Source organism: Halorubrum sp. AD140, from assembly GCF_034497445.1.
Lineage (GTDB): Archaea > Halobacteriota > Halobacteria > Halobacteriales > Haloferacaceae > Halorubrum.
On sequence record NZ_JAXRUU010000022.1, the window covers coordinates 1 to 11,964 of the forward strand.

13 protein-coding genes and 1 pseudogene are annotated in these 11,964 nt (G+C 69.6%); 6 read left to right on the forward strand and 8 right to left on the reverse strand.

The features are described from left to right. The 4 genes and pseudogenes from U4E84_RS07520 to U4E84_RS07535 all read right to left on the reverse strand — a co-directional run. A pseudogene (locus U4E84_RS07520) lies at positions 1 to 972 on the reverse strand (PrsW family intramembrane metalloprotease); the annotation flags it as partial. Further along, complete coding sequence (locus U4E84_RS07525; RefSeq protein WP_322531483.1) at positions 969 to 2,000, reverse strand: ABC transporter ATP-binding protein; 1,032 nt, start codon at positions 1,998 to 2,000, stop codon at positions 969 to 971. The gene U4E84_RS07525 and the pseudogene U4E84_RS07520, both read right to left, overlap by 4 nt. Positions 2,001 to 2,114: 114 nt before the next feature. Then, a complete protein-coding gene (locus tag U4E84_RS07530) occupies positions 2,115 to 3,215 on the reverse strand; it encodes a succinylglutamate desuccinylase/aspartoacylase family protein (RefSeq protein WP_322531484.1) in 1,101 nt (366 codons plus the stop codon). Positions 3,216 to 3,318: 103 nt separating this feature from the next. Beyond that, entirely contained in the window at positions 3,319 to 3,834 is a 516-nt protein-coding gene (locus U4E84_RS07535) for a DUF21 domain-containing protein (protein ID WP_322531485.1), read from the reverse strand. 379 nt (positions 3,835 to 4,213) lie between these two features. Here U4E84_RS07535 and U4E84_RS07540 point away from each other — a divergent pair, with 379 nt between their 5' ends. Next, a complete protein-coding gene (locus tag U4E84_RS07540; RefSeq protein ID WP_322531486.1) occupies positions 4,214 to 4,717 on the forward strand; it encodes a hypothetical protein in 504 nt (167 codons plus the stop codon). A 27-nt stretch (positions 4,718 to 4,744) separates the two neighbouring features. Here U4E84_RS07540 and U4E84_RS07545 read toward each other — a convergent pair whose 3' ends face one another. Continuing rightward, positions 4,745 to 5,227, reverse strand: a complete 483-nt coding sequence (locus U4E84_RS07545) for a VOC family protein (protein ID WP_322531487.1) — start codon at positions 5,225 to 5,227, stop codon at positions 4,745 to 4,747. A 113-nt stretch (positions 5,228 to 5,340) separates the two neighbouring features. Continuing rightward, positions 5,341 to 5,790: a DoxX family protein gene (locus tag U4E84_RS07550; protein WP_322531488.1), complete on the reverse strand. Its 450-nt coding sequence runs from the start codon at positions 5,788 to 5,790 to the stop codon at positions 5,341 to 5,343. 69 nt (positions 5,791 to 5,859) lie between these two features. Between U4E84_RS07550 and U4E84_RS07555 the strand changes: the two genes are divergently transcribed. Further along, positions 5,860 to 6,267, forward strand: coding sequence for a helix-turn-helix domain-containing protein (locus U4E84_RS07555; RefSeq protein ID WP_322531489.1), 408 nt, complete (start codon positions 5,860 to 5,862; stop codon positions 6,265 to 6,267). A 37-nt stretch (positions 6,268 to 6,304) separates the two neighbouring features. Here U4E84_RS07555 and U4E84_RS07560 read toward each other — a convergent pair whose 3' ends face one another. Continuing rightward, positions 6,305 to 6,541, reverse strand: a complete 237-nt coding sequence (locus U4E84_RS07560; RefSeq protein WP_322531490.1) for a hypothetical protein — start codon at positions 6,539 to 6,541, stop codon at positions 6,305 to 6,307. A gap of 66 nt (positions 6,542 to 6,607) precedes the next feature. Here U4E84_RS07560 and U4E84_RS07565 point away from each other — a divergent pair, with 66 nt between their 5' ends. Together U4E84_RS07565 and U4E84_RS07570 are read left to right on the forward strand one after the other, a co-directional pair. Then, the gene (locus tag U4E84_RS07565; RefSeq protein WP_322531491.1) at positions 6,608 to 7,777 is read left to right on the forward strand and encodes a hypothetical protein; all 1,170 of its coding nucleotides are present in this window, start codon (positions 6,608 to 6,610) and stop codon (positions 7,775 to 7,777) included. Positions 7,778 to 8,132: 355 nt separating this feature from the next. Continuing rightward, a complete protein-coding gene (locus tag U4E84_RS07570; protein WP_322531528.1) occupies positions 8,133 to 8,594 on the forward strand; it encodes a hypothetical protein in 462 nt (153 codons plus the stop codon). On the opposite strand, the gene U4E84_RS07575 is transcribed toward U4E84_RS07570, so the two are convergent. Further along, positions 8,584 to 8,862, reverse strand: a complete 279-nt coding sequence (locus tag U4E84_RS07575; protein ID WP_322531492.1) for an acylphosphatase — start codon at positions 8,860 to 8,862, stop codon at positions 8,584 to 8,586. The two genes, U4E84_RS07570 and U4E84_RS07575, sit on opposite strands and share 11 nt — an antisense overlap. Before the next feature lie 112 nt (positions 8,863 to 8,974). On the opposite strand from U4E84_RS07575, the gene U4E84_RS07580 reads away from it, so the two are divergent. Continuing rightward, the gene (locus tag U4E84_RS07580; protein WP_322531493.1) at positions 8,975 to 10,480 is read left to right on the forward strand and encodes a phosphomannomutase; all 1,506 of its coding nucleotides are present in this window, start codon (positions 8,975 to 8,977) and stop codon (positions 10,478 to 10,480) included. A 206-nt stretch (positions 10,481 to 10,686) separates the two neighbouring features. Beyond that, positions 10,687 to 11,859, forward strand: a complete 1,173-nt coding sequence (locus tag U4E84_RS07585; RefSeq protein ID WP_322531494.1) for a BMP family protein — start codon at positions 10,687 to 10,689, stop codon at positions 11,857 to 11,859. Positions 11,860 to 11,964: the final 105 nt, after the last annotated feature.

Genomic DNA, 11,964 nt, shown 5'->3' on the forward strand with positions numbered 1-11,964 from the left:
CGCCGCGATCGCGGTCGTGACGAGGACCGCGGCCGCGACGTACGGGAGCGTCTTTCCGGCGACGATGTCGACGGGGGACAGCGGCGTGACGAGCAGGGGCTCTCCCCGCCGGTTGGTGCGCTCGTCGAGCACGGACGAGCCGTACGCCTGGATGAGGAAGTTCATCGGCACGAGGAAGACGAACGCCAGGAGCAGCGAGACGAAGGGGAACGGCGGCGCGATCGATCCTGGCGAGCCGACCGTGTCGGCGCCGAACGCCGCGCCGCCGACCGAGGGCACGGCGAACCCGTCGCCACCGGAGCCGCCGTCGTCCGTGGCGTCGCCGTCCGTCGGATCCGCTCCCGTACCGCCTCCGTCGCCGCCCTCCGCGCCGCTCCCGCTTCCGCCGCCGTCGCTCTCGCCCCCGGCGGCGGAGCCATCGCCCCCGGATCCGTCGCCACCTCCGCCCTCCTCACCGAGCGTCGAGCCGTCGTCGAGCGCGCTCGTCCGGTCGACGTACCGAAGCGTGACGGCGACCGGGAACGCGGCGGTCTCGTTCTCCTCCGCGGCCATCAGTCGCTCGTTGTGCGCCTCGACCGCCTCGCGGAACTCGGCCGCCGCGGCCTCGCCCTTCCGCGTGTCGCTGGCGCGGACGGCGACGGTCTGGACCCCGCCGGCCTCGCTCCCCTCGCCGTCGAACACGACGAGATCGGCGCTCTCGCCGAGCGCCGCGCCTTCCGGCGAGACCGGCGTGAGCGCCGGCGCCGCCTCGACCGCGTCCGCGTACGGGGAGTCGCCGTCGACCGCCACCCGGTACACGTCGCGGTCGACGTCGAGGCCGACCGCGCTGGCCGCCAGCCCCCCGCCGAGGACGCCGCCCGCGACGAGCAGGAGCGCGAGCGCCGCCAGCAGCGTCCGGCGGTCGATCCCGCCGCTCGCCCGCGCGACTTCCCAGCGGGCGACCCGGAGGACCCGCCGGAGCCGGTCGATCACTCGGCTCCCTCCCGCTGGCCCGCGGGCCGTTCGTCGACTCCCTCCGACTCGGCGCGCCTCTCGCTTCCACCCCCGGCGTACCGCCCGGGCATCGGACGACCGACGATGTCGAGGAACACGTCCTCCAGGCTCGGCTCGCGGGTCCGGATGTCGACGACCTCGCCGCCCGCGTCGGCGACCGCCTCGCGGACCGCGTCGACGGCGTCCATGTCCGTGACGATGGTGCGGAACCGGTCGCCGACGGCCTCGGTCGCGGCGTCGACGTCGCCGAGGGCGCCGGTCTCCCCGGTCGCGGCGCCGGTCTTCGCCGGCGTCACGTCGGTGCCCGCCGGCGCCACGTCGGAGAACACGTGGTACGTCGTCCGCCCGTGTCGCTCGCGGATGCCGTCGACGCTCCCCCGAGCGACGATCCGGCCCTCGTTCATCACCGCGACGCGGTCACAGACGGACTCGACGTGGTAGAGGTTGTGCGCCGAGAAGACGACCGTCTTGCCGGTCGCGCGAAGCTCGCGGACGAACTCCAGCACGGCGTTCGTCGTCACCGGGTCGAGCCCCGAGGCGGGCTCGTCGTACACGAGCACGTCCGGGTCGTTGACGAGGGACCGGGCGATCGCGACCTTGCGCTTCATCCCCTTCGACATGTCGCCGAGCCGTCGCTCGCGGTGGTCGAGTTCGAGCCGGTCGAGCGCGGCCTCGATTCGCTCGTCGGCGACGTCGCCCGGCACGTCGTACAGGTCGGCGAAGAACGTCAGGTACGACAGCGGGGTCATCTCCTCGTACAGCGGCGACTCCTCCGGGAGGAAGCCGAGCCGCCGCCGCATCTCCGGGTCGTCCGAGGGGAGGCCGGCGACCTCGACCTCGCCCTCGGTGGGGTCGACGAGCCCGGCGAGCACCTTCAGCGTCGTCGTCTTCCCGGCGCCGTTTGGACCGACGATCCCGAACACCTCGCCCTCCTCGACGGCGAAGGTGCTGTCGACGACGGCCGCGAAGTCGCCGTACGCCTTCCGCAACCCCTCCACCTCGATCATGGGTCCGGGTCGCCGCCGGGTCGGGTTAAACCCACCTCCGCGGCTATCACCCGCGAGAACGCGGAGCGCGGTATCGCGGACGACGGCGTCGGCGACGCCGACAGCGACGACGGCTCAGTCGTCCGCCCAGGCGTCGCCGTGGGCGCGGTAGCCGTCGAACTCGCCGCGCTCGATCTCGCGTTCGATCTCTCGACGCGTCTCGCCGTCGAGCCGGACGAGGTGACAGAGGGGGTGGCCCGGCGCGGCGACCGGGTTCTCAAGCGAGCCGACGATGAGCCCGTCGAAGGGGGCCTCGACCGCGCGCTCTTCCGTCTTGAAGTGGTTCGTGATCGTGCAGATCGTCTCGCCCTCGTACACGAGCGGGTACGGTCCCCACTCCATCTCCACGAGGCCGCCGGTGTCGGCGCGAAGCCAGCGCTTCGTGCTGTCGGCCGAGGTGGACTGGAACCAGCCGGGCCAGTGGACCGGCTCGGACGGAAGGAGCTCGTACTCGGCGAGGACGCTCTCGACTCCCTCGAGCGCCTTCTCGACGAGCACGGGCTGGAAGCGGTGGGCCCGCCCCATCTCGACGGTCACCGTCGGGATCCCGTCGGCGGTCGCCGTCGATCGGAGCGACCCCGCGTCGCCGCTCCCGTACAGCACGACGTTCGTCGCGAACGCCCGCGCGAGTCGCCCGACTTCGGGGTCGTCGAGGTCGGCCCGAGCGTGGTAGATCGTCGTCCGGTTGCGCGTGGACGTGTGGAAGTCGAGCCCGAGGTCGCACTGCGAGACGAACCGACGATAGATCCGGTTCGCCATGCGCTCCGTGGTGTTCGCGCGCTCTTTCCCCGGAAACGACCGGTTCATGTCCTGGTCGTAGATGGGGGTGTCGCGCCGCTGCGCCTCGTACGCGGGGACGTTGCACACGTGGAGACAGACGAGCGTCCCGTGGAGGTCGGCCGGCGTGTAGCGGTCGGCGACCTCCTGGACCACCTTGACCCCGTTGAGCTCGTCCCCGTGGATCCCCGCGCTCAGGAAGAGGGTCGGCCCGCCGGCCTCGCCGTTGATCACAGTCACCGGCATCTCGATCGGGTCGCCGAGGTACGTCTCGCCGACTTCGTAGCGGGTGTGTCGCTTCTCTCCGGGGTCGACCTCGGCGTCGTACCGGAACGGCTCCGGCTCGCGGCTCGTCTCAAACTGCGGCTCCGAATTCGGCTCGAACGGTGGCTCGCTCATGTCCGGGGGTCACGACACGGGGACAAAACCTCTCGGACCGCCGGCGACCGCGCGCCGGCCTCGACACCTCGACGGTCGAGTGATCCCGACGGCCCCGTGCGCGTCAGTCGGTGTACGGCTTCTCGATGTGGGCGTCGCCGCTGATGTACGCGTTCATCCGGCGAGTGATTCCGTCGAACAACGTGATGAGCGGCGAGAGGATCCGCTCGACCAGTCGGATCGGCGACGCGATCCGCAGCGACCACATCTCGGCGTTTCCGAGGCCGAACGCCTTGGGGACGATCTCTCCGAACACGAGGACGAGGAAGCTCGTACACACGGTCGTCACCACGACCGCGGCGCCGGAGGGGAGGTAGCTGGCGACAAGGACGGTCACGATGCTCGAGATCGCGATGTTGACGACGTTGTTTCCGACGAGCAGCGTCACCAGCAGCCGGTGGGGATCGTCGTAGAGCTCCTTCAGGACGTCTCCTCGCGGGTCGTCTGTGTCCGCCTGCCGCTCGAACCACTCCGCCGGCAGCGAGAAAATCGCGGTCTCCGAGCTCGAGAAGAACGCGCTGAGCGCCAGTAACACCGTCACCGTTGCGATCCCGACCAACCCGAGTGTGACACCGACCATACCGCGTATGTAAAGACGAAATCAAAGAGGGTGTCGGCCGGTAGCCGGCGATCGAAGCAGAGACGCTCCGCTCCAGCGTCGGTGTGTACGTGGCTTCAGTCAGCGCCCGTGTCGGTACTCAGCAGTCGACGTAACGCGCTATTCCTCTTCTTCCTCTTCTTCGACGGGTCGTCGCCCTCGTTTCCAGACTTCCTTCGCCGAGGTGTCGTGCGGTGCTGTGTGCGAGACGTCTTTCATGGTGTCGCGGTCGTCGGCCATCTTGGAGGCGGCTTGTGGGGATCCGCGTATTAACCCTTCGTGGAAAGAGATAATGAGTCATGATATCATTTAAGGAATTAATATACGTCGGCTTAACTCCGACGAGACCGTTGGACGGACCGTGTATTATCGGTCTCGTTCGGGCGACAAATCGGACGCGCGTTTCGATCCCGCTCGGTGCGGCGGCGAGTCAGCGGCGACCGTCGTTCGCGAGGGAGCGACGCTCGCCGTGGGGCGCGACGTCGCGGTCGCGCCGGCGGTCGCCGCTCGGGCGCTCCGCGACACCCACACCTGGCCTGGCTGGGGACCGGCGATCGACGCCGTCGAGAGCGACGACCGCTTCGTGCGGGCCGGGACGACGGGACGAGTCAGCGTCGGCGGTGCGTGGCTCCCGTTCCGCGTGACCTCGTGCCACGGGCGACGCTGGGACTGGCGGGTCGCCGGGATTCCGGCCACCGGCCACCGCGTCGACAGCTACGCCGGAGAGTCCGGTCGCTGTCGCGTCGTCGTCGAGGTGCCGGTCGTCGCAGTCTGGTACGTCCCGGTCTGTCGGCGCGCGCTCGATCGGTTCGCGGCGTTGGTCGAGACGCGGTCGGCGGAGCGTCCGGCCGACGCCGACGCCTGACGATCCCGGGTCGTCGCTCGCGGGCGCTCAGTTCTCGTACCCCTCCGCGAACGGGTCGATCTCCTCGCTGCCGGGCTCCTCCTCGTCCCGGGTGAACCCCGGCCCCTCCGTCGCCAGCTCGAAGACGAGCCCGTCGGGGTCGCTGAAGTAGATGCTCTTGAAGTAGGTGCGGTCTTTCACCTCGGAGACCCGCACCCCCTGCTCGCGGAGGTGCGCCTGCCACTCGCGGAGCGTCTCCTCGTCCGGGACGCCGAACGCGAAGTGGTGGCTCGCGCCCGGCCCCGGCGCCCCCTGGGAGTTCGGGTACTCGAAGTAGGTGACGTTGGTTCCCGGCTCGCCCTCCGGCGTGGACGAGAAGTAGTAGTGGGGCGTCCCCGGGTCGTCGTAGTTCTGCGTTCGCTTGACCGTGTACCAGCCGAGCGCGTCCTCGTAGAACGCGACCGTCTCCTCCATGTCCGTGCAGATGTTCGTCACGTGGTGCAGTCCGGTGGTGGGCGGGGAGTCGGTCATGGTCGTGTGGTGGGTGGTCGCGGAGTCAGTTAGTGGTACTGGGACCGGAAGGACGGTCGAAACCGGGACCGGTCAGAACGGTTCGACGGTCGCGCGAGGCGGTCGCGTCCGGCTCAGAGCAGCCCGAGGCCCAGCGCGTAGGGCCACGCGGTGCCGCCGACGGCGAGCAGCGCGATCGCGGCGCCGGCGCCGTAGACGTTCTTGAGGAAACTCGTCATCTCGCTCTGCTTCTCCTCCGGGTCGTCGACCGACCAGAAGTCGTGCATCGCCACGGCGGAGACGAGCAGGAAGACGGCGAGACCACCGGCCGCGATCACCGGGAACGCGCCGAGGACGACTCCGAGCCCGCCGAGGACGAGTACGGCGCCGGAGGCGACGACGGAGAAGCGCGGCGCCGGGAGGCCCTTGAACTCGGCGTAGCCGGCCATGGTATCGACGTCCATGAAGTGGTTCAGGCCCATGAACGCGAGCGTGGCGCCGAACAGGATCCGACCGATCAGGAACAGTTCGCCCGCGAGGGGGGCGTCGAGCTGCAGCGGTAGCGTCGTGATTTCAGCTAACATTGTGTAACTACGTATACGGACGTAACCTATATATCGCTTCCCGGACAAGAGGGTAAGCAGGTAACACCGATGTCATCGCAGGAACTCGCAGAGACGGACCCGGCGGACACGAGCGATGCGGAGCCCGAAACGGGCACGTCTTCGTCCGTCGCCGCGTCCTCGACCCCGGAGTCGGCGTGCCCCGTCGTCGACTCGCTCGAACAGATCGGCTCGCGCTGGCGGCTCGTCGTCCTCCACGAGCTGTTGAACGGCGAGTCGCGCTTCAACGAGCTGAAGCGGGAGACCGACGCCAACGCCCGGACCCTCTCGCGCGTGCTCGACGACCTCCAGGAGACCGGCTTCGTCCACCGCCGCCTCGAGGAGGAGTCGCCCGTGGCGACGTACTACAGCCTCACCGACAAGGGCGAGTCGCTCGCGCCCGTCTTCGAGGAGATCGACGACTGGGCCCACGAGTGGCTCGCCGAGTGCAGCGAGTAGCCAGGGTATCGGCGACCGCGAGCGGTCGTCGCCGTTCTCACGCCGAGTCCGGATAGGCGTCTCTGACGACGGTCCAGAAGGGCGGGAGGCACGCGAGCGCGACGACCAGAAGCGTCGGGACCGCCCACTCCGCCGGGAGGAGGAATCCGACGAGAAGGGCCGTGATCTCGAGGACGGCGACCGTGTACGCGACGACGAGGACCTCCAGGGACCGAAATCGCTCGGGGACGGCGGTGGGGACGGATCGATCGTCGAACTCGGAGTCGACGGCCACGTTGAAAAGCTCTCTCGAACGAGCGCTCGACAGAAAACACTTATCGACGTAATTCGAGGTCCGGCTATGAAGCGGCGTGCCCTCCTCGCGGTACTCGCACCGACGACGGTCGGTTGTCTCGACAGCGACGTCCTCGCGCGAGGCTCGCTCGCTCGAAAGTACCCCGAGTCGTCGGACGTGGAGTCCACCCCGGACGGCGTCGATGCGGTCTATCGGTACTTCAGCGACTCGTCGGGGGACGATCCGACGTTCGACGCCGAGGTGATTACCGATGCGTCGATGGCCAACGCCTACCTGACTCTTCCGGAGGAGGTCACGGAGTTCGCCGTGTCCGTCGACTACGACGACTCGTATCTGGTGATCGCCCCGAGGTCCGTGGGCACGTGGCGGGATGCGAGAGAGGTGAGCGTCGACGCGTTCGATCGAACCGAGGACGAGGCGCACGCGTACGTTCGCGTGCACACGGAAGACGAAGCGGATGCCCTCGAAGGCAACGTCGGATACGTCCTGATCGTAGTGTCGGGTGACCGAGACCCGCCGGAGTCCGCACGCGCCGAGTGGTTCGAGGCGTCTGGCCGGTGTGAAGACACTTACGCACCCTACCACCGACTTCCGCCCGTCGTGAGACGCGAGGTCGACATCGCGCTGTCCGACGGCCGGTACGAGACCGACACCGAACTCTTCTATCCCGCGGCGGTGGCAGCGGATTCGACCCTCTGGAAGGAGAACGAGTATTTCACCCACCAGATCGACGACCGAGGCGGGACCACCGTCCTCACGTTCGATCCGACGGACGGGGAGTCCGCCGATTCGCCGGTGACCCTCTCCGTCCACAACGGCCGCGATGAGCCTCTCGACATGTCCGTGGTCGTCGCGGACGAGCACGGCGACCGCCACGTGGACGAACGTCTGACCGCCGAGAGCCACGACATCGAACATCTCTTTCCCGGAGACGGTAGTTTCCCCGCCGAGGCAACTGAACTTCCGTCGGTCGAACTACCGACGGCGTTCGACGAATACGATCTCTCAATCGAGACCGCCGGCGGCGAGGAGTTCACCGAGTCGTTTCGGATCGATCCGGACCAGCAGACTCGATTCGTGTCGTTTCGAGATGAAGGAGAAGAATCGAGCGCCGTAGTGATGCGTTCCGAGTTCGAAATCGAACGAGCCGGAGACGGACCGGTCGGTGTCTGTACGGATGTCGGCGGCTGGTGGGGTGAGTACGGGGAGGTCTGAGTTTGGTGACGCAGCGGATTCCTTCCAGTCGCTCGCCGCGAGCCACACGCGATGTCGGCCCGTCGAGACTATCGAGATTCGGTCGACGAACTACGCGCGTTTCCCGCCGCTCGCAGTCGGCAGTTGAGGAACCCGCGACTGCCCCGTCGAGTCCAACTCGATCCGCACCGCACAGCACCTCACGCCTCCCCGGCCTCGTCGGCCACTCGGCCGCGATGCGGTCTCGGAGGCACGCGCCACCGCCTCGTCCGTTCGTGAGCGGGAGACGCCGCCGTTCTCGTCCGGCGCGTTCGGCCGTCCAGCGGGTACGTCCCGCGGCGAAACGCACACCACCGTGGAGCCCGTACCGTTCGCCGTGTACGCCGGACTCAAGGACACTCCCTGTTGTCTGTGCGGCCGCGACGAGACCCACACCCGGATCGCCGTGCCGCCCCGGGCGATCCGGCTCATGGAGAACGGCGAGCCGATCTCGTGGCGCGACGTGGTCGGCACCGTCACGCTCCGCTTCTGTGCCGACGACTGGGACCTCGTCAGCGATCTGGCGATCGAGATGGACACGCATCCGCTCTCGCGGTGTAACGCGGCGCACGTCTCCCTCGACCTGCGCGAGGACCACGAGGCGCTGCTGTCGGCAACAAAGGACGAGACGGACCAGACGGAGCTGGAGGCCCGGATCGAACGCGACGCCGAGGCGACGCTCGACGCCGTCGACGACCCCTACACCGAGGAGCGCGACGTGGTGGAGGCGATCGTGGCGTTGCGCGCGCTGGAGGAGCTCGACGTGCGCACCGACCCGAGCGATCCCCTCACCACCTGACCTCGAACCCGTCGAGTCCCTCCGGCTCCTCGTACTCGGCGTCGACCGCGTCGACGTCGGCGGCGCGGCTCCCCGTCTCGCACCACGCGACCAGCTCCCGGACCGCCGCTTCCGGCCCTTCGAAGACGGCTTCGACGCGCCCGTCGTCGAGGTTCCGCACCCAGCCGTCGACCCCCTTCTCCCGGGCCGTGTCACGGGTCTTCGCACGGTAGTAGACCCCCTGTACGCGACCCGAGACGTACACGTGCGCTCGCGTGCGGTCGGTCATGGAGGGAGCGTGCGACCGCCGCGGGCTTAAGCGCGACGCCCGGCAATCGAGAAACCGATTCCGACGCCCGGCAACCGACGGCTTCTAACGAACGGCCGTCGACACCGCAGGTATGGACTTGTTCGGAACCGCGGGGATCCGCGGGAGCGCCACGGAGCGAGTGACGCCCGAGCTCGCGCTCGCCGTCGGGCGCGCCGTCGCGGCCGAGGTACGGAACGACGCGGAGGCTGGCGTGAACCGAACGGGCGACGAGCCGCGCCCGCGTCCGGTCGAGGTCGTTCTCGCCCGCGACGGCCGCGTGACCGGGCCGGCGCTCGCGGCCGCGATGGAGTCGGGGCTCGCCTCCGGCGGCGTGCGCGTGCTCCGGGCGGGACAGCTCCCGACGCCGGCGCTCGCGCACGCCTCGCAGGGGCGGTACGGCGTGATGCTCACGGCCTCGCACAACCCGCCGACCGACAACGGGATCAAGCTGTTCCGCGACGGCAGCGAGTTCGACCGCGAGGCCGAACGCGCGGTCGAGGAGCGCGTCGCGGGCGAGGAGTCGCCCGCCGCCTGGGACGAGTGGACCGGGGCGGAGCGCGTCGACCCGCTCGACGGGTACCTCGCGGACGTCCGCGCGTACGCCGAGCGGTTCGGCGCCCCGCTGGACGGGCTCCGGATCGCGGTCGACTGCGGGAACGGGATGGGCGGGCCGGCGACGCCGACCGTCCTCCGTCGGTTGGGCGCCGAGGTCGTGACGCTCAACGGGAACGTCGACGGCCACTTCCCCGGCCGCGGGAGCAAGCCCACCCCCGAGACGCTCCGGGACCTCCGGGCGTTCGTCGCGGACGCCAACGAGGGCGTGACCGACCCCGGACGCCCGAGCGCGGGCGGCGACGGGGACGACGGAGCCGAGAGCGACGGCGACGCCGGGGGGTTCGCCTTCGGGATCGGTCACGACGGCGACGCGGATCGGATCGTGATCGTCGACGCCGACGGCGAGGTCGTTCACGAGGACACCGTCCTCGCGGTGCTCGCGGAGCGGTACACCCGCGAGAGCGACGCCGCCGACCCGGTCGTCGTGACGACGCCGAACGCCTCCGGGCGGATCGACGAGCGCGTCCGCGAGGCCGGCGGCCGCGTCGAACGCGTGCGACTCGGCGCGCTCCACGAGGGGATCGCCGCGGTTCGCGAGGCGGCGGGGGCGTCTGCGGACACCCGCGTCGTCTTCGCCGCGGAGCCGTGGAAGCACGTCCACGTCGCCTTCGGCGAGTGGATCGACGGCGTCGCGTCTGCGGCCGTGATCGCTCGCCTCGTCGCCGACGAGGGACTCGGTGCCCTCCGCGAGCCGGTCACGGAGCGCCCCTACCGCAAGGTCAGCGTCGGATGTCCCGACGAGGCCAAGGCCGGCGCGATGGAGCGGCTGGAGGTCACCCTTCCCGACGCGTTCCCCGACGCGACCGTGAACACCGAGCACGGCGTCCGCCTGGAGTTCCCGGACGCGTCGTGGACGCTCGTCCGCCCCTCCGGCACGGAGCCGTACGTCAGGGTGTACGCCGAGAGCGGCGACGTCGACGAGCTGGTCGCGGAAGTGGAGCGGGTCGTCACCGCCGCGGTCGCCGCCGCTGGCGACGCGTGACCCGTCCGATCGGGCGGGGAGGTCGGCTCGCCGTCGGCCGCTCCGCCGTCTCGTTCGATCGTTCGTGACACACCCACGAACGTGGACCGTATCGTCCGGGATCGGCCCGGATCGGTGAGGTTCGTTCCGCCGTTTTTCCCGAACGTGCGATCTGGAGCGCGAAGAGCGACGAATTTATGGCGCGCTCCCACAGCCTTGTAGGTGACATGGTATCCGACCTCGATCGGCGACGGTTCGTCAAGGCGGCAAGCGCAGCGGGCCTCGTCGGCCTCGCCGGCTGCAGCGGTGGGCCGAGCGACGGCGGTGACGGCGACGACGGCGACGACGGGAATGACAGCGACGACGGTAGCGACGGCGACGATGGCAGTGACGGCGACGACGGTTCCGACGGCTCCGACGGGGGAGACGACGCTCCCGCGACGGTCGGCATCGTCTACTCCGACGGCGGGCTCGGCGACAACTCGTTCAACGACGCGGCCCAGCAGGGGATCCTGCAGGCCGAAGAGGAGTTCGGCATCGAGTACGACGAGTCGCAGCCGGAGGGGACGGGCGAGTTCGGCGACTTCCAGCAGCGCTACGCCAGCTCGACCGACCCCGACTACGACCTCGTCTCGTGTATCGGGTTCAACCAGACCGACGCGCTCGCCGAGACCGCGCCGGACTTCCCCGACCAGGACTTCATGCTCGTCGACTCGGTCGTCGAGGAGTCGAACGTCTCGAGCTACCTGTTCCGCGAGGAGGAGGGCTCGTTCCTGATGGGCGTGCTCGCCGGCGAGCTGACGCAGATGGACTTCTCCGCGGGCGCGGGCTCGACCGACACCGACGAGACGGAGGTCGGCTTCGTCGGCGGCGTCGACAGCCCCGTCATCCGCCGGTTCCAGGCCGGCTACGAGGCCGGCGTCGAGTACGTCGCCGAGGACATCAACGTCACCTCGAGCTACGTCGGCAGCTACTCCGACCCCTCGGGCGGCCAGGAGGCCGCGCTGTCGATGTACCAGGGCGGAACCGACGTCGTCTACCACGCCTCCGGCGCGACCGGCGTCGGCGTCTTCCAGGCGGCCGAAGAGGAGGAGCGGTTCGCCCTCGGCGTCGACCTCGACCAGTCGATCACCGAGGAGGAGTTCGCCGACGTGATCCTGGCGTCGATGGTCAAACGCGTCGACACGGCCGTCTACGAGTCGATCTCGAACGTCATCGACGACAGCTTCCAGGGCGGCGAGACGACCGCGCTCGGCCTGGAGTCCAACGGCGTCGAGTGCGTGTACGGCGACGAAATCGGCGACGACATCCCCGACGAAGTCGTGACCGCGGTCTCGGACGCGCGCGACGAGATCATCGAGGGCGAGATCGACGTCCCGAGCGAGATGGACGACGACTGAGTCGGCTGCCGGCGTCGGAATCTGTCGATCGAACGCGTCGCCCTCCGCGATTCGAACGCGTTGCCCGCACGTCCCGCGGTTCGCGTCTGACCCGAGCCGCTGCAC

Coding starts and splice junctions, on each gene's coding strand:
- U4E84_RS07545 (WP_322531487.1), bottom strand. CDS start 5,227: ATGACCGACTCCCCGCCCACCACCGGACTGCACCACGTGACGAACATC.
- U4E84_RS07585 (WP_322531494.1), top strand. CDS start 10,687: ATGGTATCCGACCTCGATCGGCGACGGTTCGTCAAGGCGGCAAGCGCA.
- U4E84_RS07575 (WP_322531492.1), bottom strand. CDS start 8,862: ATGACCGACCGCACGCGAGCGCACGTGTACGTCTCGGGTCGCGTACAG.
- U4E84_RS07535 (WP_322531485.1), bottom strand. CDS start 3,834: ATGGTCGGTGTCACACTCGGGTTGGTCGGGATCGCAACGGTGACGGTG.
- U4E84_RS07530 (WP_322531484.1), bottom strand. CDS start 3,215: ATGAGCGAGCCACCGTTCGAGCCGAATTCGGAGCCGCAGTTTGAGACG.
- U4E84_RS07550 (WP_322531488.1), bottom strand. CDS start 5,790: ATGTTAGCTGAAATCACGACGCTACCGCTGCAGCTCGACGCCCCCCTC.
- U4E84_RS07525 (WP_322531483.1), bottom strand. CDS start 2,000: ATGATCGAGGTGGAGGGGTTGCGGAAGGCGTACGGCGACTTCGCGGCC.
- U4E84_RS07580 (WP_322531493.1), top strand. CDS start 8,975: ATGGACTTGTTCGGAACCGCGGGGATCCGCGGGAGCGCCACGGAGCGA.
- U4E84_RS07555 (WP_322531489.1), top strand. CDS start 5,860: ATGTCATCGCAGGAACTCGCAGAGACGGACCCGGCGGACACGAGCGAT.
- U4E84_RS07565 (WP_322531491.1), top strand. CDS start 6,608: ATGAAGCGGCGTGCCCTCCTCGCGGTACTCGCACCGACGACGGTCGGT.